General features: G+C 38.5%; 18 protein-coding genes. 11 read left to right on the top strand and 7 right to left on the bottom strand.

Going from position 1 to position 23335, the window contains the following annotated elements:
• The first annotated feature begins 23 nt into the window (after window positions 1–23).
• A complete protein-coding gene (locus tag MB14_RS12220; protein WP_062591954.1) occupies window positions 24–929 on the top strand; it encodes a DUF3078 domain-containing protein in 906 nt (301 codons plus the stop codon).
• Between the two features lie 108 nt (window positions 930–1037).
• Here MB14_RS12220 and MB14_RS12215 read toward each other — a convergent pair whose 3' ends face one another.
• Both MB14_RS12215 and lpxK read right to left on the bottom strand, forming a co-directional pair.
• Entirely contained in the window at window positions 1038–2963 is a 1926-nt protein-coding gene (locus MB14_RS12215; protein WP_157716586.1) for a putative porin, read from the bottom strand.
• Window positions 2964–2979: 16 nt separating this feature from the next.
• The gene (lpxK, locus tag MB14_RS12210; protein WP_062591951.1) at window positions 2980–4038 is read right to left on the bottom strand and encodes a tetraacyldisaccharide 4'-kinase; all 1059 of its coding nucleotides are present in this window, start codon (window positions 4036–4038) and stop codon (window positions 2980–2982) included.
• Between the two features lie 41 nt (window positions 4039–4079).
• On the opposite strand from lpxK, the gene MB14_RS12205 reads away from it, so the two are divergent.
• Genes MB14_RS12205 through MB14_RS12195 form a run of 3 tightly spaced genes read left to right on the top strand, consistent with a single transcriptional unit; the run spans window position 4080 to window position 7465 of the window.
• On the top strand, window positions 4080–5177 hold the full coding sequence (locus MB14_RS12205) for a Nif3-like dinuclear metal center hexameric protein (protein ID WP_062591949.1): 1098 nt from the start codon (window positions 4080–4082) through the stop codon (window positions 5175–5177).
• A gap of 10 nt (window positions 5178–5187) precedes the next feature.
• A complete protein-coding gene (locus MB14_RS12200) occupies window positions 5188–5967 on the top strand; it encodes a zinc ribbon domain-containing protein (RefSeq protein ID WP_062591947.1) in 780 nt (259 codons plus the stop codon).
• Between the two features lie 10 nt (window positions 5968–5977).
• Window positions 5978–7465, top strand: coding sequence for a tetratricopeptide repeat protein (locus MB14_RS12195; protein WP_062591945.1), 1488 nt, complete (start codon window positions 5978–5980; stop codon window positions 7463–7465).
• Here the strand turns inward: MB14_RS12195 and MB14_RS12190 are convergent.
• Window positions 7443–8060 carry a histidine phosphatase family protein gene (locus MB14_RS12190; protein WP_062592745.1) on the bottom strand — a complete coding sequence of 206 codons (618 nt, stop codon included), beginning with the start codon at window positions 8058–8060 and terminating at the stop codon, window positions 7443–7445. The genes MB14_RS12195 and MB14_RS12190 overlap by 23 nt on opposite strands.
• A gap of 114 nt (window positions 8061–8174) precedes the next feature.
• Between MB14_RS12190 and MB14_RS12185 the strand changes: the two genes are divergently transcribed.
• Genes MB14_RS12185 through menD form a run of 3 tightly spaced genes read left to right on the top strand, consistent with a single transcriptional unit; the run spans window position 8175 to window position 11470 of the window.
• Window positions 8175–8540: a hotdog fold thioesterase gene (locus MB14_RS12185; RefSeq protein ID WP_246032578.1), complete on the top strand. Its 366-nt coding sequence runs from the start codon at window positions 8175–8177 to the stop codon at window positions 8538–8540.
• Between the two features lie 3 nt (window positions 8541–8543).
• A complete protein-coding gene (locus MB14_RS12180; RefSeq protein WP_084376058.1) occupies window positions 8544–9770 on the top strand; it encodes a chorismate-binding protein in 1227 nt (408 codons plus the stop codon).
• Window positions 9767–11470 (top strand): 2-succinyl-5-enolpyruvyl-6-hydroxy-3-cyclohexene-1-carboxylic-acid synthase, encoded by a 1704-nt coding sequence (menD, locus tag MB14_RS12175; protein WP_062591939.1) that lies wholly within the window; start codon window positions 9767–9769, stop codon window positions 11468–11470. Before MB14_RS12180 ends, menD begins: the two co-directional genes overlap by 4 nt.
• Before the next feature lie 4 nt (window positions 11471–11474).
• Here the strand turns inward: menD and MB14_RS12170 are convergent, their stop codons facing one another.
• The gene (locus tag MB14_RS12170) at window positions 11475–12599 is read right to left on the bottom strand and encodes a carboxypeptidase-like regulatory domain-containing protein (protein WP_062591937.1); all 1125 of its coding nucleotides are present in this window, start codon (window positions 12597–12599) and stop codon (window positions 11475–11477) included.
• Between the two features lie 19 nt (window positions 12600–12618).
• On the opposite strand from MB14_RS12170, the gene MB14_RS12165 reads away from it, so the two are divergent.
• Window positions 12619–13692, top strand: coding sequence for an AMP-binding protein (locus MB14_RS12165; protein WP_062591934.1), 1074 nt, complete (start codon window positions 12619–12621; stop codon window positions 13690–13692).
• Here MB14_RS12165 and MB14_RS12160 read toward each other — a convergent pair.
• Window positions 13689–14492, bottom strand: coding sequence for an XRE family transcriptional regulator (locus MB14_RS12160; RefSeq protein ID WP_062302224.1), 804 nt, complete (start codon window positions 14490–14492; stop codon window positions 13689–13691). The genes MB14_RS12165 and MB14_RS12160 overlap by 4 nt on opposite strands.
• A 127-nt stretch (window positions 14493–14619) precedes the next feature.
• On the opposite strand from MB14_RS12160, the gene MB14_RS12155 reads away from it, so the two are divergent.
• Window positions 14620–15297 carry a hypothetical protein gene (locus MB14_RS12155; protein ID WP_062591933.1) on the top strand — a complete coding sequence of 226 codons (678 nt, stop codon included), beginning with the start codon at window positions 14620–14622 and terminating at the stop codon, window positions 15295–15297.
• Window positions 15298–15411: 114 nt separating this feature from the next.
• On the top strand, window positions 15412–18696 hold the full coding sequence (locus MB14_RS12150) for a VPS10 domain-containing protein (protein WP_246032579.1): 3285 nt from the start codon (window positions 15412–15414) through the stop codon (window positions 18694–18696).
• Window positions 18697–18766: 70 nt separating this feature from the next.
• On the opposite strand, the gene MB14_RS12145 is transcribed toward MB14_RS12150, so the two are convergent.
• Window positions 18767–19144: a hypothetical protein gene (locus MB14_RS12145; protein WP_062591931.1), complete on the bottom strand. Its 378-nt coding sequence runs from the start codon at window positions 19142–19144 to the stop codon at window positions 18767–18769.
• 128 nt (window positions 19145–19272) lie between these two features.
• Here MB14_RS12145 and MB14_RS12140 point away from each other — a divergent pair, with 128 nt between their 5' ends.
• A complete protein-coding gene (locus MB14_RS12140) occupies window positions 19273–21837 on the top strand; it encodes an ATP-binding protein (protein ID WP_062591929.1) in 2565 nt (854 codons plus the stop codon).
• Here MB14_RS12140 and MB14_RS12135 read toward each other — a convergent pair.
• Window positions 21815–23215 carry a sigma-54-dependent transcriptional regulator gene (locus MB14_RS12135; RefSeq protein WP_062591927.1) on the bottom strand — a complete coding sequence of 467 codons (1401 nt, stop codon included), beginning with the start codon at window positions 23213–23215 and terminating at the stop codon, window positions 21815–21817. The two genes, MB14_RS12140 and MB14_RS12135, sit on opposite strands and share 23 nt — an antisense overlap.
• Window positions 23216–23335 lie beyond the last annotated feature (120 nt).

The following is a 23335-nucleotide window of genomic DNA, read 5'->3' as shown; positions in this document are numbered from 1 at the left end:
TTCAATTTCCAAACATTGACATTATGAAGAAAACACTACTCATTTGCCTTACCCTCTTGGTGGCGTATACTGCTCAGTCGCAAACAACGGCTGACTCCGTAAAATGGGAAAGAAATGGCTCTTTAGGATTCACCTTCGCAAACGTTGGTCTATCTAATTGGGCTGGAGGGGGCGAAAGCTCGGTATCGTTGGGTACAATTTTTAACGCAGCAGCAATCAGAAAAGCTACCCATTCTACATGGAAAAATCAGATTGACTTTGCTCTTGGCGGTGCTAAATTGGGCGACAAAGACTTTAGAAAAACTGACGATGCGATCATTCTATTAAGTCAATACAAAAGAAAGATCAACGAGAAATTTGGCTACAGCGTGTCTAGTATTTTGAGAACACAACTACTTGAAGGTAATAATTATGTGGCTGATCCTTTAAATGCTGGAGAAGAAATTGCTGAGAAAATATCCAATTTTATGGCGCCTGGTTACCTTTCTGTAAACTTAGGCATGGAATACAGTAGCGGTGACGTACTTACTGTTTCTTTTGCCCCTGCAGCGGGTAAATTCACTTTTGTAATGGACGATGAACTTTCAGCCGCAGGTGCTTATGGTGTCGACCCGGGCGATAAAGTTAGAGCTGAATTTGGTGCAAACATGCTCACTACATTAAACTTGAAGTTAATGGACAACATTACTTTTCAATCTAACCTAAACTTCTTTACAGCTTATGATAGTTTCGGTAATGTTGATACTAACTGGGAAACTTTATTGGTGATGAAAGTGAACAAATGGTTCAACGCTACCTTTGGTACGCAATTGATCTACGATGACGATATTTTAATCAAGGGTGAGGACGGAAATGTGTCTAGAGAAATTCAGTTCAAACACGTGTTAAACCTTGGCGTTAACTTTAAACTATTTAGCACAGGTAACTAAGGTATATTCAACCCAATTCAGAGAGTCATTCTGGAAAGCCTAATCAAATTAATTGATACCGCTTTCAGAATGACTTTTCTATTTTAAGGCTACTTAATCCGAACATTTTTAATTGTAGAATGACCAACGAACGCCCATGTCTAATGTACGCTTAACGCCAGTATAATAAGGTGTTAAGAAATAACCATCGGAAGTAATACCTTGATTAATATGAGCCGACTTAACGAAGAAATGAAAATTCTCAACTTTGAAATTCAAGAATAAATCGGCCTTAATAAAAGCATCATTTTCAAAGTCGTTTTGAAGGTAGTATTGCTGAACAATAGGGTTATAAGCATTGGCATAATAGGCCGAACGGTAGTGCAAATCTATTCCAGTATGAACTATCATTTTACCGTTAAAAACTACATTTTTATACGCCAGTTGCCCATTCGCCAACATATCTGGAAGGCGATAAAGATCTGAAGAACCTCCAGAAACTGTATTATAATAAAAACTACTCGACCATTTCCATTTTGGCGACAGATTGAAATCAAAATGGAAACCAGGAGCCAAAATGACAATATCGCTAACCGCTTGGTTTGGGCGCTTATCTTGGTCGTAATAGAGGTAATTAGCGATTCTATTGAACCTGATCAATGGCCTAAAACTCATGCCCTGAGTATTAATTTTAACTTCTCCATAGAGATTTTCGGACTGCTCGTTTTTAAACCCGTTGATCCAATAGCCTTGCTGACCAGCGTAAAGTTCTGAAAGGTAAGAGGGTTGGCTAGATACTTTAGAAACTCTAGCATCGAAGAAACTACTGGTAAAATCTCCTTCAACAAAAAAGCCACCTCCTATTAAATATTCTCCAGAAGCTTTCAAGAAAATTTTTGGCGTGATTTTCTGCCTCAAAGTACCACCCAAATAACTTTCTAAATCAGCACCTTCGCCACCTAAAATTCTATTGTCGTATTTCAAATAGCGAGAGCGATAAAATACTGTGTATGAGAAACTTTTGGTATAACCTTTAACTCCAAATTCATTTGAGAGCTCATTATAAGTAGTTCTATCCAAGATGGAGTCTATCACCAAATTACGCCCCACAGGTTTATAGATCAAAGAGTCGGAGCCGGCCAAATTATATTCATCAGTATACCTCACTATTTGATTATAATAAGTACCAGAGTGATACACCTGTAATACTGAATCTAAATTGTATTGCTGAAAAATATGCACTCCACCACGCTTATCATAGCTTTCGGCATCATCGAGTAACACGTTAGCATCTCTATACTTAAAATAGGTAGCCTCTGCACCGTCCTCATCATTAGCAGGGTCGATGGCAGGATCAAGAATTCCTCCCTGCTCATCCACACTAAATTTCATTTGGGTAAAATTAAACAAAGCCAAATAGCGAGGCAGCTTTTTGGGGCGAATAAAACCGAAGAAGTTATAATTGGTTCCTTTGGACTGAAAATCGCCAGTGCTTAAAAATGCCAACTGTTTTTCGGCCCTCACACTTTTATACTGAAAGCCCAAATTCAAATAAACACTGTCGTTTAGAGCGAAGACAATATCTGTTTGACCTCTTCGACCACCTCCATATACCACATTGATTTCTGTAAATGGAGACTTGGTATCGAAATACTTAATATCGTCAGGGCCAACATAAAATTCATCATAAGCATTATAACCTGACCGCCTTCCAATAGTCATAGATGGCTCATAATACAAACCTCGGTAGGCTGTCCCTAGATTGCCCAAATTTTGACCAAGATTGCCATTTCTTTCAATATCAGTATAGCGATGAAGGTTATCAGGAATGGTGTCTGGATAATTGAAAACAAGGTTATTGAACTTAAAATTCTTCTCGTAAGTGTAGCGAGTGGTCAAGGGACCGTACACACTCTCAACAGTATCTTTTAAAAGTCGATTTTCTCTCTGACTTTTCAGTGAATCTCTATTGACACTAAACGTGGTGTTACCTTGAGAAAAAGCCGTAGCACTTAACACCAAAAAACATGAAATAAATAATACCCTCTTCAGCACGCCCAAAATTAACAATTCAATTGAGGTTTTTCTTTTGTTCTAGCACTTTAAACAACCGACTGGTAAACTTCTCTTCTTCTTCCAGTTCAAAGCGAATGGGAATATAAAAAGCCGTTGTCTTCTTAAAAAGTGGATGCTCGGCAAGTGTCAAAAGTCGTACCATGTCTTTCTCTGTCGTTACAATCTTTATCTCTTCTTTCTGTGTCTGTAAATAAGTCAGTAAACCGTCTAAGTCCTTTGCAGTAAAACCGTGATGATCTTGAAAAACAAACTCCTGTTTTATACTGTAGTTTCTTTCAACCTCAGTTTTGAACATTTTATTGTCGGCAATAGCTGTTAGCAATAACACAGTGCTTCCTTTTATTAATTCACCTAACTGCTCCTTAAACACTGGCTTTGGTTCATCATAAATAATCCTACTAAAGAACACTGGCTTTTCTCCTAAATAGACTTTTACATTCACCTTAATTTCCCTTCGCTCCTGTTCATCAATAGTTTCTGGGCTTTTGGTGATAATAACACAATCTGCCCTTTTGGCTCCACTTCTACTTTCGCGTAATTCACCAGTAGGCAAAATATAATCTTCGTAAAAAGGGTGATTAAAATCGCTCAAAAGAATATTGAAATCTCTGGCTACTTTTCTATGCTGATAGGCATCATCTAAAAGAAAAACCTCAATATCCTCCTTCTCCATAAGCGCAGAAGGAATGGCTATAACTCTTTCTTCACCAACGCACACTGAGATATTTGTTCCGAACTTTCTATAATATTGATAGGGCTCATCCCCCATTGTTTCAGCAGTATCGGTTTCGGAAGCCATTCTATAGCCTCTAGTTTTCCTTCCGTAGCCTCTACTTAAAGTGGCCAATCGATAATCCTTTTGTAGTAACCTGATTAAGTACTCCACCATAGGCGTTTTCCCGGTTCCACCCATAGAAAGGTTACCAACCGAAATCACGGTACGGTCAAATTCAACCTGAGGCTTCTTGCCTATATTGTAAAGGTGATTTCTGAAACTCATTAGCCCACCATAAAGGGCAGAAATGGGAAATAATATCCATCGTAAGAGTTTCATTCTATTCAGGTTTCTATCTTAGCATTCTAAAAGTTACAAAGATGGTAAAAATCAAGGAGATCATTGAAGAACTGGAAAAACTTGCACCTCCAGCATATCAAGAGTCTTACGACAATTCAGGTTTAATCACCGGAGATAAAAACTGGAATGTAAGTGGAATAATGGTGAGCTTGGACTGCATTGAGTCTGTTATTGACGATGCTATTAACAAAAAGTGCAATCTGATTGTCGCCCATCATCCAATCGTTTTCAAAGGCCTTAAAAAGCTCAATGGAAAAAATTATGTGGAGCGAACCATTATTAAAGCCATAAAAAACGACATCGCTATTTATGCCATTCACACCAATTTAGACAATGTGTATTTGGGTGTGAATCAAAAAATTGCTAATAAAATTGGACTAATTAATACACGAATATTAGCTCCTAAAAATCAACTTTTAGAAAAGCTCGTGGTGTTCATTCCCAAGGAAGATACAAACAAGGTACTCGATGCACTTTATTCTGCTGGCGCTGGGGAAATAGGAAATTATTCACACTGTAGTTTTAAAGTAAATGGAACCGGCAGCTTTAAACCCAACGAAAAAGCCAATCCGGTAATTGGTGAAAGAGGTCAGCTAGAACATGTGGATGAAGACCGGGTAGAAATCATGTATCCGAGTTATTTAAGCAGTAAAGTTATTTGCACTTTAAAGGAAAACCATCCTTATGAGGAAGTAGCTTATTATATCAGCCAGTTAGAAAATGAAAACCAAGAAGTGGGTTCTGGAATGATTGGACAACTAGAAAAGGAAATGACAAGCCAAGAATTCCTAACGCATTTGAAACAAACTATGGAACTGAATACCATTCGTTACACCGCCAAAAATACAGACTCGATCAAGACAGTAGCACTTTGCGGTGGAGCCGGCAGCTTCCTTTTATCTGCTGCTATGATCCAAAATGCCGATGCTTTTGTGACCGGAGATTTCAAGTATCATGAGTTCTTTGATGGTGAGGGGAAAACAATGATTGCAGACATTGGGCATTATGAAAGCGAAAAGTTTACAAAAGAGCTTTTGCATTCATTATTGACAGAAAAATTTGCTAATATTGCAACCTATTTGACAGAGGTGAATACGAACCCCGTACTGTACTTCTAAAAAAACGTGAATGGAAAAGACTGTAGCACAAAAACTTGACGCCCTTACTAATCTTCAGAGAATTGATTCTGAATTGGATGAAATCAAAAAAGTAAGAGGTGCCCTACCTGATGAAGTAGCTGATTTAGAAGATGAGATCGCTGGATACCAGACAAGAATTGATAAATTCAAGTCTGAGGCTGGAGATCTTGAAACTAGTATTGCAGATTATAAGACCCAGATTAAAAACTCTGAGGCGCTAATCAAAAAATACAATGAGCAACAAATGAACGTGCGTAACAACCGTGAGTATGATGCCATTACAAAAGAAATTGAGCTTCAAAACCTAGAGATTCAAATTTCTGAAAAGAGAATCAAAGAAGCCTTCGCAAAAATCGAAATCAAGAATGGTGAAATCGCCAAGACTGAAGAGGAATTAGCCGAAAGAGCTAAAGATTTGAGTAGCAAAAAAGGCGAACTCGAAACTTTGACCAAAGAAAGTCACGATGACGAGCAGAAGCTAATGAACGCAAGAACAAAAGCGACTAAAGACATCGAAGAAAGACTTTTAGTTTCTTACAACAAACTTCGCGATAACGCAAGAAACGGTTTAGCAGTAGTTCCTGTAGATAGAGGTGCTTGTGGTGGATGTTTCAATGTTGTTCCTCCTCAAAGACAAGCTGATATTCGTGAGCGTAAGAAAATTATTGTATGTGAGCACTGTGGAAGAATTTTAGCAGACGTTACGGACGAGATCGTTGTAGAAGAAGCGAAACCAAAAAGAAGCAGAAGAGCTGCAACTAAAGCTTAATTTGATATTAATGTATCCAAAAATAAAAAAATGGATAGGCGTTTTCGTCTATCCATTTTTCATTTTAACACAAGTAAGTAGCTTTGCCCAGAGTCAAACTCCCAACTTTGACTTGGCCTACCATACCACTTTGAATTTAAACTTCAAAGCCTCAAAATCTATCCTATCGTCTTTGGAAAGCACAGAAATACCGATGAGTGAGCTATATATTGCTAACCTTAACGATGTATTAGAACTTATTTTCAGTGAAGATGAAGAACGCTATGATGTTCTGAAAAAGAATGAAAGCGAAAGATTAAAACAACTTGAAAATACTTCAACTGAATCTCCATATATCGATTTCTTCAGAGCGGAAATCAAAATGCAATGGGCGTTTGTAAAACTTAAATTCGGAAACACGCTGAATGGCGTATGGGGGTTAAGAAATGCTTACAAAATTACGGAAGACAACATTGATAAATACCCAGATTTCAAACTCAATTTTAAAACCATGGGTTTGCTTCAGGTTATTTTCGGGGCTGTTCCCGATAATCAACAATGGATATTAAATGTATTGGGGCTTGAAGGTGATGTGGAAAATGGATTAATGCATTTGAAGGAGCTCTCTAAAGAATCTACTCCTTTTACACTTGAAGCAACGCTCATTTCTTCCATGATTGAATCTTACCTTTTAGAGCAACATGAAGAAGCTTTAGAGAACCTTAAAAACAATACTTCTAACCAGAAAACAATGGCTGAAGTGTATATTTCTTCTCTCATTTTGATGAAAGCACACAATGCAAATGAAGCTGCCCAGCTACTAGCAGAAGCCTTAGAAAACCAAGAAGCCAGAGCTCCCCTATTATTTGAATACTTACTGGCCGAAGCACTTTTTCAGGGTGGAATGTACAATCAAGCCAAAACGCATTATTTAGAGTATATCAATCAATTTAAAGGAAGAAACCAGCTAAAAGACTCGAGAATGAAGGTGGCGATGTGTGAATACTTCTTAGGGAAAAACACTTCATTTAAACAATACTGGGAAGAAGCAAAGACCACGGAAGGTGCTACCTCAGAAGCAGATAAAAATGCCTCAGCTATTTTGGAAGCAGACGCGTTGCCTAATTTTAAACTACTCCAAATCAGATACGCTATTGATGGTGGCTACTATACATTGGCCAGCAAAGCCATTTCTAAACTGAACCTTGAGAAATTAACCATTATGGAGGTTCATGAAATCACCTATAGAAAGGCAAGATTAGCGCAGCTCAAGTCGAATTACGCTGAAGCTATGGAGCTTTATGAGGAGGTAACTTCAAACGCAAACATACTCCCAGAGTCTTATTTCATACCCAATTCTTTCCTTCAAATGGGCTACATAAAATTGGAAGAAAAAGACAATGAGCAAGCAAAAGCATATTTCAATAAGGTATTAGAATTTAAAAAGCATCCTTATAAAAACAGCTTAGATAGTAAAGCCAAAATAGCCTTGGCCACTATAGATGGCGCAAATGACTAATTTCATTATACCTATCTAACACAAAGGTTTTTCCGGTGTAGGTAATCTCGTAAAGGCCCAAATTATTGTGTAGAAAATAATCCATTCCGCTAATTGGGTAATTAAAAATAGTGGCCAGCATTAAACGCATAGCTCGGCCGTGCATGCAAATCAAAACGTTATTTTCGTTCTCTTTGGCCATAATATAAGATAGCCCAGCACGTAACCTCTGCGCCAAACCCTCAGGGCTCTCTCCGCCTTCAATAGCCTTGTGCGTTTCGCCTCTTTGCCAACTGTTTATCATTTCGAAGTAATAAGCGTGCTGCTCTTCGTTTACTTCTGCCCCTTCGTGAATACCCCAGCTAATCTCATCCAACTCAGGCAGCGCTTCATAAGGTAAGCCTTGCTGAATAAAATTCTCCATAGACTGTGCGGTTCTTTTAAGCGAAGAAATGTAGAGCTTATCAAAAGGAATATGCTTGTACGCTTCATGAAATGCCTGAGCCTGAGCCCTTCCCATTTCATTTAGGTCAGAATCTACACCTCTGCCTTGCACAATTCCCTGTTTGTTAAAATCTGTCTGTCCGTGGCGGGTAAGGTAGATTTTTTTGATCATCAATTTTGTTCTATTTTTGCCCAATTCAGGCACAAATCTAGAAACTAATTCAGAACCTTCATGTTTCATCCGGGAGTTAATATTTCAATAGTTAATCAGTTCAGCAAGAATACCATGGTTGAACATTTGGGTATAGAGGTTACAGAAATAGGTGCTGACTTTATGCGCGCCAAAATGCCTGTTGACCATAGAACAAAACAACCTTTGGGTCTGTTACATGGCGGGGCGTCTATGGCATTGGCCGAAACACTTGGTAGTATTGCTGCGCATTCTGTAGTAGACCCTGAAAAACAATATTGTGTAGGTTTAGAAATCAACGGGAACCATATTAAGTCTGTAAGAGAAGGCTGGGTTTATGCAGTGGCAAGACCACATCATGTTGGAAGAAAAACACAGGTTTGGGAAATTAAAATTACCAACGAAAACGATGACCTGGTCTGTATCAGTAGAATCACTATGGCGGTGATGGATAAAAAGTAAGAAATGAATCAAAAGCAATCAGCAATATCATCCCTTGATTTTACGGGATTTGAAAAGACTCATACGCTAAGATCAATATTTCAGGTAGCCGTAAATTTAGGACTACCATTGGCCGTTTGGCGAGCACCGCATCAAAAGGAAGTCAATCTAATGGTGTCTTTTAGCAGCGCCCAGGAAGTTGAAAGACCCGATCTAGAAACTTCCGAGAAAGGCTTTATCTTCTCTCCTTTCGACCCAAAAAGTAGTGCCACATTATTTATTAAAAGTGATTTCCACGTCTCCTTTGATTTTGATGAAATCATTCAGCATGAAGACTTAACTAGCGAGGAAAATGCGCTTCAGGCAAAGTTCTTCATGCAACTAAAACAACAATTCCAAAAGCCAGAGGAGAAACTAAAATACCATGTAAAAGATCAGGACATAAAAGGTGCTGACCTTGATTATAAAGATTTAGTGCAGCTTGGGGTTGAAGCCATCAAGAATAACGAATTCCAGAAAGTTGTACCCGCTAGGTCGAAAGCTATTTCTCTTAATGTCGATTTTGATTTAATCACCAAGTACCTTCAATTGTGCGATGCTTATGCAAACGCCTTCGTTTCAATTGTTTCTATGCCCGAAACAGGAACTTGGTTGGGCGCTACTCCGGAATTACTTTTAGAGGTCAATCACTCGCAGTTTAAGACTGTGGCTTTGGCAGGAACGCAAAGAAGAGATATCGCTAAACCCATTTCTGACACTGCATGGACACAAAAAGAGATCGAGGAGCAGGCGCTGGTAAGCCGATACATCATTAACTGCTTTAAGAAAATTAGGCTTAGAGAATACGAGGAGAAAGGGCCAAAAACGATTATTGCCGGGAATTTACTTCACCTTAAAACAGAGTTTGAAGTAAACATGAAGGAAACGAATTTCCCTGAGCTTGGTACCGTAATGTTAGAGTTATTACACCCTACTTCTGCTATTGCCGGAATGCCTAAAGAAGCAGCTTTAAACTTTATTCAGCAACATGAAGGCTTTGACCGATCGTTTTACTCAGGTTTTTTAGGGCCAGTTCAAAATGACCAAAAGACTTCTATTTTCGTTAACCTTCGCTGTATGCAGTTACTTGAAAACAGTGCAATCCTTTATGCTGGTGCTGGAGTAACAGAAGACTCTGTTTCTGAAAAGGAATTTGAAGAAACTGAAATGAAATTCAATACATTACTTAATATCTTGAATTCACAATCTTGATCCTTCAACACATCTACGATATAGCAAGTGTTTGTGCCGCACATGGCATTGAATCGGCTATCATTTCACCGGGCTCGAGGTCGGCTGCGCTTACTTTGGCATTTGTACGTCACCCAGAAATTGAGACTAAAATAATTCCTGACGAACGTTCTGCTGCTTTTATTGCAATGGGAATGGCGCAGCAACAAAACAAACCAGTAGCTCTAATCTGCACTTCAGGTTCAGCAGCCTATAATTATGCCCCTGCCATAGCTGAGGCATTTTATCAGGAAATTCCTTTGTTGATCCTTACCGCAGATCGTCCTCCTGAATGGACAAATCAGTATGATGGGCAAACCATTCAGCAATCAAATATTTACGGAAAGCATGTTTTAGCAAGTTATGACCTTCCGGTTGAAGTAAATCATGAAGATGCCAAATGGCATTGCAATCGAATTGTGAATGAAGCCATTAATGCCAGCATTGGCAGAAAAGGCCCTGTTCATATCAATGTACCAATTAGAGAACCATTCTATCCTGATTCAAATGAGCTTGTAAACTTTCCCGAAGTTAGGGTAATCAAGAACACTCCATTTCAAGGAAATATTCATCTCGCACAATGGATGAGCCTTGGTAAAAAATGGCAAAATCATACAAGAAAAGCAATTGTGCTAGGGCAAATGGAATATTCTAAACCGTTGCATACTGCTCTGTATCGCTTTGCGGAAAAAGCTGGCATTCCAATTATCGCAGACGTCATCTCTAATCAACATGACTTACCTGGAGTGATCTCCAACCAAGATTCTTTCTTGAATCCTCAGCTCAATACTATCAATAGAGAATTAGCTCCAACGCTACTAATTACGCTAGGCAAGTCTCTAATTTCCAAAAACTTAAAGCTGTACTTAAGAAACAACCCTCCTACGGAACACTGGCATATTTCTTCTTCAGAAAAATTAAACGACAGCCTGCAGCACCTAACAGAATTGATAAAAATTGATCCAGAAATTTTCTTTGGTGAATTTGTTCAGCATGTAGATGGTAAAGGTAGCTTCAGCTACTTAAATCAATGGCAACAGGTAAACCAAGTTGTTGAAACAGCCAAGGCTAGTTTCATAAAAATGAAGAAATTCAGCGAATTTCAGGCATTTAATGCTGTGCTAAATGTAGTTCCAAACAAGGCAAAACTGCACTTCGCAAATAGTATGGCAATTCGCTACGCAAACATTATTGGTGCACCAAAAAATAAGCAGGTAGAGATTTTCGCGAACCGAGGAACGAGTGGAATAGATGGTAGTAATAGTACTGCCGTTGGAGCTGCCTTATCTCAAAAATCGCCTGTCGTATTGTTTACGGGCGATATGGCCTTCTTCTATGACCGCAATGCTTTTTGGCACAATTACAACCTCAAGAATTTGCGTGTTATTGTTTTTAACAATCATGGAGGCGGAATTTTCAGAATGATTGACGGTCCAAAACGTCAACCCGAGCTAGAAGAATACTTCGAAACTAAGCAAAAGCTAAATGCTGAAAATACGGCAAAAGACTTTGGTTTTGAATACCATTGCTGCTCGAACCTAAAAGATTTAAAAGATTACTTAGAAGCGTTCTTCACCACTTCTAAGAATGCCAAAATTCTGGAAATACAAACCAATTCGGAGCGCAATACAGAGGTATTTGCTGAATATAAAAGAGCAATTTTAGAAGCGTTTAAGGCCTAATGAGTTATTTGTCAGTTGAGCGAGTATTTATATAATCGATAGGCATTAAATCTCCCATTTTTTCGATGGCCCAATAGTCAGCAACAAGGTAATCAAGTGGGTTATAAACGTAGCCATTCTTCTCAAACTCAATAAATGTTTTTCCTTCCAGAAGATAAAACTGCGAACGCTGCTTATTGCCACTCACTGGTACTTTTGATACATTAATAACCGAGCCTATTTCTTCTGAAACCAACTCTTTAGTGTAAGTAACATAAAGTATGTGTTCAAACTCTAAACGTTTTGAGTTTACTGTAGCCCCTGGCTTCACAAACTGATACAAATCAAGCTCATTTCTATCTAAATACCTTTTGCCTTCTATATCCCTTGCCATCTGAACCACGTAACCATCCTTCTTAAGGTTATTATTAAACAAACTACTAAAAAAATGGTCGACAGAGCCTAAATAGGCTATTTCTCTATTTTTCAACCATCGTGCTCTTGGTTTCTTATCTCCTCTTAATTCTTCATATGATGGGTAACCCCAATAAGAAGAGTATTTCTCATTAAAATAGACGTAGTATCCTTCCAATACATATTTAATTCTGTACCCAAGTGCCTTATTCTCAATGATAAGTGGTTCGCTGGCAAAGGCTTCAAAAATATTATTCTCCTCATCAAAGTAGAAATCAATTACTTCTTCATTAAGAATCTTACATTGTTCGGCAAAAGGAGAAGTACCTAAAAAGCCAATTTTGAAATCTTCCAGATTACGTCTCCATTTCTCATCTTTCTTCGCCATAACGGTTACACCACTCACCTGCCGAGTATCCACATCCAGTTTCACTGTAACCTCAATGGTTTGAGGCTCGAAAAACTGAATAGATTGGGTGAAGGTTTTATAACCAGCAAATTTGATAATTAAGTCATATGAGCCTGATTTTGGTACATTTAAAACAAAATCTCCTTGATCATTTGAGACCGTTCCAACGGTAGTATTGGCTAAAAAAACAGAGGCATATGGAAGCGTTTCTCCTGTCTGCTTATCCGCTACATTTCCCTTAATCACAAACTGTGAAGCGTTTTGGCCAAAAACTGAAAGTGTAACAATGAAAAGAAAGGCAAGTGTAAGGGTTTGAACTCTAATCATAATGAACTAAAATTGGTCTATGAGCGGCAGTTTGATATGGAATGGTACAAAAAGTTATTTTTCAAAATTGATTTTAGCGCAAGAATCAAGCCACGACCAAGCCTATATTTCGGCAACTAAGTTCATAAATGAATGGCACACTGGCAAGCAGACTTTTGCCCAAGAAACATCCGGTTCTACTGGGAAACCTAAAACCATATACATCTCAAGAGCACAAATGATTGCTAGTGCTAAAAGAACCGCCAAAACGCTAAACCTCGAAAAAGACATTTCAGCATTACTATGCATCAACCCTGAATTTATTGGTGGTAAAATGATGTTAGTGAGGGCTATGGAATTTGATTGGAATCTTACGTTGGTTCCCCCAAGTTCAAATCCTGAAGAATATTTGGAAGCAGACCAAAAGTTCTCTTTTGCCGCACTGGTTCCTCTTCAGCTTGAACGCATGTTGAAGACTGACAAAGGAAGAAAGCAACTCAATAACATTGAAAGCATTATTGTAGGTGGCGCTCCAATTAGTGCTCAATTGGAAAAAGAAATACAATCACTCTCCACAAAGGTTTTCAGTACTTATGGCATGACGGAAACCGTCTCGCATATTGCCCTCAAGCCTATAAATGGAGCCAACAAAAGCGACCATTATACAGTATTGGATGGTGTTTCGGTAGAAACAGATTACCGTGATTGCTTACGTATAAAAGCGGATGTAACACTTAACGAATGGATTCAAACCAATGATGTAGTGGAGCTCAAAGGAAGGCAGTTTAAATGGTTGGGAAGGGCCGATTTTGTAATTAATTCTGGGGGAATAAAAATACACCTTGATCAACTAGAAAACCAACTTAGTCAGTTATTAGCTACTGAAGTAGTCCTTTTAAAGAAAACGCATCCGCAACTTGGCGAAACCTATGTGGCGGCAATTGTAAAGAAACATGGTAGTACAATTGAAACACTTAAATCGGTCATAGAATCCTCCTTGACCAAGTACTATAAACCAAATGAGTTATTTTTGATTGATGCATTAACTAGAACTGCTTCAGAAAAAACCGATAGAATAGCTCTTTACGAAAAACTTAAAATTGAAAAACCTTAATTCAACCTTGGATGATGATCTTTCAACTTAATTACCTCTTGTTGAAGATCTAAAACAATACTCTTCAATTGCTCAAAGTCCATGGTGTCATCAGAATAATCGGGTAAATCCATGCTCAAGTAAGCTTTTGCTTCCCAAATTTCAATAACATCACTTACCGGAATGTCGTAAGGCGAATAAGCTTTATTATCCGACACCAAAAATAGCTTTCCATTTTCCAGCGTATAATCGAAAACACGTTTATACACCACTCCTTCTTCCTTGGAAAGAATAACATAACAGCGTCCGTTTTTAATATCCGTCACATCTTCCAAGTACTTACCAATCACAATCGTGCCTGGCCTTAACGGAAGCATAGAATCACCCGTGATTTCAAAAGCACGGTAAGTACCCGACTTTGGTAAATTTGGTAACTGAAACTTAGGAAGTTCTTCCAAATACTCTGGGTCTGCATAACCGTTCAGGTAACCAGCAGAAGCCTTTTGAGGAATCAGGTCAATTAATTCCTCGTTATTTTTATCCACTGTAATAGAAAGCACTTTTGAAGACGGCTTTCTTGGCGCTGATAATTTCAAGATTTGCTCTTCACTGAGGCTCGAAAGATCTTTCGATATTAGAAAATCTACGGGCACCTTAAATACCTTTGACATATTCAGCAAGTTATTCAGCCTAGGGTCTGCCCTGCCTTCTTCATAAGCCCCAACTAGCGATCGCTTAATGTCGATTTTTTCTGCAAAATCGCCTTGTGTCCAATTTTTAAGTTTTCTAAGGTGCTTTATGTTTTCTGAAACTATACTCATGTCAAAGATTTTGAAACCAAAAATACTAATTATTTTAGATGTGCCTCAAAATATTTTAGCATTGGTTGTGGTGCGTTTTTTTGGCACATTATTGGTATAGAAAACAGCAGTCAAAACAACCAACAACATGTCAAAATACTTTTTAATACCTGCATTACTTCTCTTTTTCCCTGTTTTTTCTAAAGGTCAATCTACTTTCGGTTTAAGCCTAAATGGCTTTGCCCCTATGGGCGACCTAAAAAAAGACGCTCCCGAAATCTGGGGTGGCGGTATCAGTTCAGATATCGCTTTTCAAATCAACGGCTCTCCTATTCACTTGGGCGGCATGCTCGGAGTAACTCGTTATGGTTCCGAAGTTCGAGATGGATGGCATGGTGATGATTTAGGTGATGTCAGAATCAGAAGAAATAATGAAATGGCCTATATGCTCGGACTCATCAGGATTAAGCCACCGGTTTCAGAAGGCCTTCAACCCTATGCTGACTTCTTTGGAGGCTTTAGTTACATTGCCACTACGGCTCATTTCAGAGATGGCCCATTGCAAGAACAATGGGATGTAGTTAGAGACATTGATGACTTTGCCATGAACTACGGCTTGGGTGGTGGTTTAGAAGTTTTTATCAACGAGTTTTTAAGCTTAGACTTTAACATAAAAGCCATTAAATCCTCTACTGTAGAGTACCTAACCCCACAAAGCGTGAGTTACAACAAAACCGATGAAGTGTATGATTTGACCGTGAAAAAATCACGTTTCGATCACCTAAATTTCGGATTAGGTATTAAGCTTCTGATAAGTGAATGGTAATTGAAATACTAACCATTCATACAGCATTGTTTGCGTTCTTACGAATTGAATTTCGGTTTTTAAGTTCTTGGTTTAAATTGTCAAAATTTCATTTTCAATCAAATCAACAACTTAATGAGTATTCAGCATTTAAAGCTATTTAGGCCTTCAAAAATCAGATCGATTTTGGGTCTAACATTCATGCTACTCTCTGCTTTGGTCTATGGCCAAAAAGTAGACATGGATCTTTTCAAAGACATGAAAGCCAGGAGCATCGGACCAGCTGCTATGAGTGGCAGAATCACGGCCATTGATGTAGTGGAAAGTAATCCTGAGATCATCTATGCAGGAGCTGCATCAGGTGGTTTATGGCGTTCAACTGGTGGTGGCCTTAACTGGGAGCCTCTTTTTGACGATGAAGCCGTGCTTGGAATTGGTGCCATTTCTATTTACCAGAAAAATCCAGACATTATTTGGGTTGGAACAGGTGAAGGAAATCCGCGTAACTCTGTGAGCGGTGGATATGGCGTTTACCGTTCTATAGATGGTGGTGAAACTTGGGATTTGATGGGGCTAGAAAAAACCCGTAACATCCACAGAATCTACATTCACCCAGATAATCCTAATATTGTTTATGTTGGCGCAATCGGTTCTCCTTGGGGCGAACACGAAGAAAGAGGCCTTTTCAGAACCAAAGATGGCGGAAAGACTTGGGAGAAAATACTTTATACAAATAGCCTTACTGGTGTGGCCGATATGGTGGCTGACCCTTCTAACCCAAACAAGATCTTTGTTGCCATGTGGGAACACAAAAGATGGCCTTGGTTCTTCAAATCTGGCGGCCCAGGTTCAGGACTTTATGTGACTAACGATGGTGGAGACACTTTCAAAAATCTAACTGGAGAAAAAGGATTACCAAAAGGCGATTATGGTAGAATTGGTTTGGCGATTTCACGAAGCAGACCTGATTATGTTTATGCCATGATCGAATCAAAGGCCAATGGTCTTTATCGTTCTACCGATGGAGGTAACACTTGGGAACTAAGAGCAGCTTCTGCCAACACTCAAAACATTGGAGATCGTCCATTCTATTATGCTGACATCTTTGTAGATACTAAAAACGAAAACAGAATATACAGCCTTTTCTCTAGGGTTTCTAGGTCTGAAGATGGCGGAAAGTCTTGGGAAGAAATCATTCCTTACTCTGGGGTTCACCCAGATCACCATGCATGGTGGATTCACCCAGAAGATCCTTCTTACATGATTGACGGTAATGATGGAGGTTTGAACATTACGCGTGATATGGCTAAAACATGGAGGTTCACTGAAAAACTTCCTGTGGGTCAATTCTACCATGTAAATGTAGATAACGAAATGCCTTACAATGTGTATGGTGGAATGCAAGACAACGGTTCATGGGTTGGGCCTGCATATGTCTTTAACCGTGCAGGAATCAGAAACCACGACTGGCAAGAACTAAGCTTTGGTGACGGTTTTGACGTTGCTCCAATTCCAGGTGACTCAAGGTATGGTTACACTATGTCGCAGCAAGGAAGTGTTACACGCTACGACAAAGTAAGCGGCTATACTAAGACCATTCAGCCAACAGCACCAGATACTGCTACAAGCCTTCGATTCAACTGGAACTCACCAGTAGCCGTTGATCCGCACAATTCAAACGCTGTATATTTTGGGTCTCAGTTTGTTCATTATAGCACAAACAGAGGAGATGACTGGACAATCATTTCTCCAGATTTATCTACGAATGACCCTGAAAAACAAAAGCAAAACGAAAGTGGTGGTTTAACGCTAGACGCAACTGGTGCTGAAAATCACACTACTATTATTGCCATAGCTCCTAGCCCACTCGACAAAAATGTAATTTGGGCTGGTACTGATGACGGAAATGTACAGGTAACCAAAGACAAAGGAAAAACTTGGACTAATGTAGCGGCTAAACTTCCTAGTTTACCTGCAGGTAGTTGGATTCCGCAGATCAAAGCATCACATCATAATGCGGGTGAAGCCTTCGTAATTGCTAATGATTACAGAAGAAATAACTTTACTGCTTATGCATATCACACTACAGACTATGGTCAAACTTGGACCAGAATTGTAGATGATAACGATGTATTTGGTTACACACTTTCTATTCTTCAAGACGAAAGAGAGCCTAATTTGATTTTCTTAGGTACTGAAAATGGTTTGTACGTAAGTTTCGATAAAGCTCAAAACTGGAACAAATGGAACCACGGTTATCCAAATGCTTCAACTATGGACTTGGCTTGGCAAGAAAGAGAAGATGATTTAGTAATCGGTACTTTCGGTAGAGCGTTCTATATTCTTGACGACTTAAGACCTTTGAGAGAGTTTGCTGCTAAAGGAGTTGAAACGGTGAAAAATTCTGACATCATAATGTTTGATGTAGCTGATGCATATCAGATGACTTACCGTCAGCCTCCAGGGATGCGTTTCCCTGCTGATGGTGGCCCATTCGAAGGTGAAAACAAATATTTAAGCTCTGCTAACGTGAAGTTCTGGGTAAGAGATGACGCCAAAAAAGAAGAGGCTGTAGATGACAAATCATCACGTAGAAAGCGTAATAGCAAAGAAGCTGAAACAACAGAAACTCCTGAAAAGAAGCTGCCTACTAGAGTGAGAATGATTGTTCTAAATGCTAGTGGCGATACCGTTAGAACTAGAACTTCAAATATTAAGAAAGGAGAAATCAATACCATATCTTGGAATTTAGATAGAAGAAACCCTTACCCAGTTGAATTCTCTGGCGGTGGAGGTAGATTTGGTGGCTTCGGTGGCGGAGGACAAGACCGTGAGCAATCTGCTGGATCGGCCCTGCCAGGCACTTACAAAATAGTGTTAGAGTTTGGTGATCAGCAGGTTTCTAAAATGGTGAAAGTACACCTTGACCCAAGAATGGAAATCAGCATGTCTGAGCTACAAGCCAATAAAGCTTTTGAGGATCAAGTACTGAAAATGTCTCAGTCTTTTGCTGAAATCACAAACAAGGTTAGATCTGCGAACGAAATCATTGAGAAAGTAGAAGCGCAAATGAAAAACGTTGATGCTGACAAAGTGAAGGATTTGAAAAAGGCTGTTGAAGAAGTAAAAGAGAGTTTCTTACCAGTTAGAAAACTTACTATTGGCGTACCTGGAGAAAGAGGACAAGCCGTAGTAAGAGAGCGTTTTACAACTGCAAATAACTATATTCAGGAAGCCAGAAGATACAACAACTCTCGTATGGGAGCCCCTGGTGAAACAGAAAGAAATGCAGTAAGAAAAGCAGAGCAAATGATAAAGCTAACAGAAGAGAAAACGAATGAGTTTTTCAATACTGCATGGCCTAAATTTAAAGCCGCTTATGACAAAGCCGATTTGAGTTTCTTCAAGGACTTTGAATAAAGATTAGTATAGTTTATTTAGCGAAAAGGCCATTCAATATTTTTGAGTGGCCTTTTTCTTTTGGTTCGGATTACTTTGTTTGAGTTACACTAAATTGAAAATTTTCATTTTCATCTAAGCTAATCACATATTGATATGTCGCCCCCATTTCCACGCCAATCCATTGAACAAGGGCATTATTTGGCTTAATAACAGCTGACTGAGAATCGTATTTAAATGTAATGGAATCTGCTATATAAGTATTCTTAAATGGGCGTACATTTGAAGACTCTAGGCTACCAACCGTTCCATACGTGTGGACATATCCACCTAAATAAATGGTTACCTCATCTAAAGGTAGCGTTGCCTCATTCTTTACCATCAAATAAACTAAAGCCTCTTCATCTGAATTCTCACAGTAACAAAAAAACAAGGGAATCAGGATGACTGCAACTAGTAGCTTTTTCATAGTTCAATTGGTAAACATTCATATAGACACCCCCAAGTGTATATGAGTTGTAAAATCCATATACTGATAATTTTAACAGATTTTATTTGAGCTTCAAGAACATTAGGGAGAAAATGGGTTTATAGCATATGAATACATCTTCCGATTTTAGTATTAAGAAGAAAGTATGGGTAACCTTCATTATCATTATTCTGGTGATTGGAGGTGGAATTTATTGGAGCTATGAAAGCTATCAAAAGCTCAGTCATTCCATTAACCTACTTTCTCAACCTGATGAGAAAACTCCTCTTATTCAGAAAACCATTCAGGGCATAACTAAAGCTGAAAACTATATTCAGTATTATATCTTATCCAATGACGATAACGCCTATACAGCGTATCAGAATGAAATAAAGCAAACACAACTCAGTATTGATGAGCTAAAAAAGAGAATGACTCAAGATAGTCTTCAGATACAGAGAATAGATTCACTAGAAATACTTTTTCTTCAAAAACTCAATTATCTAAGCGACTTCTTACTCACCAAAAAGAATAGGCAAACCAAGAATTTCAGCAATGAGGCCCTCGAAAAAATTACAGAATCTACAGTAGACAGTGCAAGTACTGAATCAAAAGTGCTCGCCAAAATTAAAACCACAGAAGAAACAAAGCCTACGATTAAGCAAGATTTGGTAGAAACTGAATATAAAGAACCAGGTTTATGGGAAGGTGTCAAACGTCTTTTTGGAGCCAAAAACATTCGAGTGGACACCATTACTACAGTTCAAAATGATACACTTCGCACAACAGAAGTGGTTATCGACACGCTCACCTTGGTGAATTATAACCCAGACAGCATGTTGCTTAAAGTGAAAGAAATCCTTCAGCAGGTGGCAAATCAAGAGTTCAGAAGTCAATACAACCTTTCTTCTAAGGAATTAAATCTACTGCGACAAGACATGCGTTTACGAGCTGAAATTGATGAAATAATTCAGCAGCTACAGACTTATGAGCAACAACTTTCCGCAAAAAAAAGACAAGAGAGTTATCAGATTTCTCGTGATTCTACCTTTGCTGTACTCATTATTGGCATTTTAGGAATCGGACTTGGAGGATTTTTCTTAGTCGCCATTGGCAAAGATTTGACAAACTCTTACTACTTAAGTAAAAGGTTAGAATTAGAAAAGAACAAAGCAAATCGATTGGCCAAAATAAAAGAAGAGTTTTTGGCCAATATGAGCCACGAAATAAGAAACCCGCTAAACAGTATCCTTGGTTTTTCAGACCTTATAAAGAACACCAAACTGAATGAAACCCAACGAAAATATTCCAACGCACTTTCGGAAAGTACAGAATATTTAATGACGCTCGTGAATGATATTCTCGACTTTTCGAAGCTAGATTCGGGAAAGATAAGCCTACAGAAAAAGCCATTTTTTATTCCAGATTTGGTTAATCAAATGGAAGATATTTATGCCTTGCAATGCCAAGAAAAGGAATTGAATTTTCTGGTTTCGTATGACCCTGAATTACAACACATTGATTTGATTGGAGATGAATTTAGGATAAAGCAAATATTGATTAATCTGCTGTCTAATGCTGTTAAGTTCACCCATCGAGGCCAAGTGGCCTTACAGGTTTCTGCCCAAAAAAAGCATGATAAATATGACTTAACCATAAGGGTTAAGGACAGCGGAAAAGGAATAGCTCCTGACAAGCTTAAAGGTATTTTCAATTCTTTCGAGCAAGAAGATGCCTCTGTGACCAAGCAATATGGTGGCACCGGTTTGGGCTTGGCCATTGTAAAAAAATTGGTGGAAGCAATGAAGGGCAAAATAAGCGTTGAAAGCCATCCAAATCAGGAAACTACTTTCACCCTTAAACTAAAATTACCGTACCAAAAGCATATTGTAAAGGCACAGAAACTGCACTCAGAAAACTTATCAACAGATATAGCCAATATACATGTAGTAATTATTGAAGACGATCATTGGAACGCCACTTTGCTCAAAACCATACTTCAGCCTAAAGTAAATAGATTAACCGTTTTTGAATCTGGAACCGAAGCTTTGGCTTATATTAGAAATGAACATCAATCCATACAGCTTATTCTCACCGACATTAATATGCCCCAATTGAGCGGTATAGAAATACTAAAAGAAGTGAGTAAAATTAATAATGAACTACCTATAGTTGCTGTAACAGCCCATTCTCTGCCCCAACAATTGAAAGAGTTTGAAAAAATGGGTTTTTCGGCTGTGCTTACAAAGCCTTATCAAGAACTAGCCATTGACCAAATCCTGAAAGACATGCTTCATCATTCTAACAGTGCAAATAATAATACGCAAAACAATCCCGATTCCGTAACGACAAAATTTAATTTCGACCGTATTAAACAGTTTTCAGGCGATGACGAGGAATTGTTGGCTGATTTGGTGAGAGAGTTAATCCGAAGTAATCATAAAAACGTTACTGACTTCAATCAATTTCTTGAATCTAAAAACCTAGTGCTTTTGGCCAATACGGCCCATAAAATGGTGCAAACTTATGACAGCATAAACCATACTCCAATTTCCGAAACACTAAAAAGCATTGAAGTTTATCATCAGTTAGGTAAACACGAAAAAATGCTTGAAACAGCGCATGAATTGCTTCCTACGCTTATTCAGATGAACAAGGAATTGTTAGCGCTTAAATCTCAATGCTATACTTAGCAATTTTGTTATAAAGCGTTGATCGATCGATATTTAACAGTTCTGCGGCTTTAGATTTATTATACTTTGTTTCTAGCAGTACCTTCTCGATCGTTTCCTTCTCTTGAAGTTCTTGCATAGCTTTCAAATTGTGTAACAAACCTCCGCTTTCGGGTTTGGTGGCTATCGGTTTTTCGTGTTTTTTTTCTTCCAAAACCTCATTTTCATTCATTAAAGTATTTGGAATTTGAGCCAATTCTATCTGATCGGTTTGACACAATAGCACCGCTCGTCTCACAATATTTCTTAATTCCCTTAAGTTACCAGGCCAACTATACTGTTGAAAAACCTGAATTACAGCCGAAGAAAACCCATTCACCTTTTTTTCTAACTCACTATTGGCTTGGGCTAAAAAGAAGTTCAAGTATTCATCTAAATCGCCCAAACGCTTTCTAAGTGGCATTAGCTTTAGTTCAAACTCATTTAGCCTATGAAAAAGATCAAGTCTAAATTGCTGTTCATCAATGGCTTGCTGCATTTTTTCATTCGTTGCCGAAATCAATCTAACATCCACAGAAATATCCGTTTCGCTCCCCACCCGTTTAATTTTTCGCTCTTGCAACGCCCTTAGCAATTGTACCTGAACATCATAAGGTAAATTTCCTACCTCATCTAAAAACAAAGTTCCACCTTCAGCCAGCTCAAACTGTCCTTTTTTATCTTTAAGCGCCCCAGTAAAAGCCCCTTTTACATGACCAAACAATTCACTTGCCGCGAGCTCTTTTGAAAGTGCTCCACAGTCTACTGCTATAAAAGTTTTATCAGCCCTTTTACTGCTTTCATGAATCATTTTTGCAGCATACTCCTTCCCTGTACCACTTTCACCCAAAAGCAAAACACTCATTTGAGTTGGCGCCACAAGCTTAATATGTTCCCAAAGTTGCTTAGAAGCTTCTGACTGGCCAATAATGTATTTTTTACCCGATGACGTTATATTTCTCTTCTTCTCAGGTTTTGCTATGGCCACTTTCTTTTCCTTCTGATTCAAAGCAGCCTCAATAGTAATTAACAGTTCGTCTGGGTTTACTGGCTTAGTAACAAACTCAAAAGCCCCAAGCTGAATTGACTTTACTGCCGTACGAATATCAGAGTAATTAGTCATTAGAATAATGGCCATTTCAGGAACTTTAGCTTTAATAAGCTCAATCAACTCAAGTCCATCTAAATCAGGAAGTTTGAAATCAGTCAATATTAAATCGGGCATTTCATTGCCCATACTTTCCATGGCCGATTTTGAGGTATAAACTGAATTTACCAAAAAGCCATGCCGACCTAAAAAAGCGGATAACATTTTGTTAAATGAAGGGTCATCATCAACTACAAGAATTCTTTTCTGCATTGGGCGAAATAAAAAATGTGTGTTTTGTACCAACGCATAGCTTTGCGCTATGCATATATGTATTCAAACTATACTTCATGATAAATCTTATAAAGGGCAAAAATGTTTAAACGAATTGAC

It is taken from the genome of Roseivirga ehrenbergii, assembly GCF_001593005.1.
In the GTDB taxonomy this organism is placed as follows: Bacteria; Bacteroidota; Bacteroidia; order Cytophagales; family Cyclobacteriaceae; genus Roseivirga; species Roseivirga ehrenbergii.
The sequence above is the reverse complement of the archived record's forward strand: the minus strand, read 5'-3'. Positions and strand labels throughout refer to the sequence as shown.

Excerpts from the sequence above, each read along its gene's own strand:
- MB14_RS12185 (WP_246032578.1), top strand. The coding sequence starts at position 8,175 with ATGGTTGAACATTTGGGTATAGAGGTTACAGAAATAGGTGCTGACTTT.
- MB14_RS12165 (WP_062591934.1), top strand. The coding sequence starts at position 12,619 with ATGAGCGGCAGTTTGATATGGAATGGTACAAAAAGTTATTTTTCAAAA.
- MB14_RS12140 (WP_062591929.1), top strand. The coding sequence starts at position 19,273 with ATGAATACATCTTCCGATTTTAGTATTAAGAAGAAAGTATGGGTAACC.
- MB14_RS12220 (WP_062591954.1), top strand. The coding sequence starts at position 24 with ATGAAGAAAACACTACTCATTTGCCTTACCCTCTTGGTGGCGTATACT.
- MB14_RS12190 (WP_062592745.1), bottom strand. The coding sequence starts at position 8,060 with ATGATCAAAAAAATCTACCTTACCCGCCACGGACAGACAGATTTTAAC.
- MB14_RS12155 (WP_062591933.1), top strand. The coding sequence starts at position 14,620 with ATGTCAAAATACTTTTTAATACCTGCATTACTTCTCTTTTTCCCTGTT.
- MB14_RS12160 (WP_062302224.1), bottom strand. The coding sequence starts at position 14,492 with ATGAGTATAGTTTCAGAAAACATAAAGCACCTTAGAAAACTTAAAAAT.
- MB14_RS12205 (WP_062591949.1), top strand. The coding sequence starts at position 4,080 with ATGGTAAAAATCAAGGAGATCATTGAAGAACTGGAAAAACTTGCACCT.
- MB14_RS12200 (WP_062591947.1), top strand. The coding sequence starts at position 5,188 with ATGGAAAAGACTGTAGCACAAAAACTTGACGCCCTTACTAATCTTCAG.
- lpxK (WP_062591951.1), bottom strand. The coding sequence starts at position 4,038 with ATGAAACTCTTACGATGGATATTATTTCCCATTTCTGCCCTTTATGGT.
- MB14_RS12170 (WP_062591937.1), bottom strand. The coding sequence starts at position 12,599 with ATGATTAGAGTTCAAACCCTTACACTTGCCTTTCTTTTCATTGTTACA.
- MB14_RS12150 (WP_246032579.1), top strand. The coding sequence starts at position 15,412 with ATGAGTATTCAGCATTTAAAGCTATTTAGGCCTTCAAAAATCAGATCG.
- MB14_RS12145 (WP_062591931.1), bottom strand. The coding sequence starts at position 19,144 with ATGAAAAAGCTACTAGTTGCAGTCATCCTGATTCCCTTGTTTTTTTGT.
- MB14_RS12180 (WP_084376058.1), top strand. The coding sequence starts at position 8,544 with ATGAATCAAAAGCAATCAGCAATATCATCCCTTGATTTTACGGGATTT.
- MB14_RS12195 (WP_062591945.1), top strand. The coding sequence starts at position 5,978 with ATGTATCCAAAAATAAAAAAATGGATAGGCGTTTTCGTCTATCCATTT.
- MB14_RS12135 (WP_062591927.1), bottom strand. The coding sequence starts at position 23,215 with ATGCAGAAAAGAATTCTTGTAGTTGATGATGACCCTTCATTTAACAAA.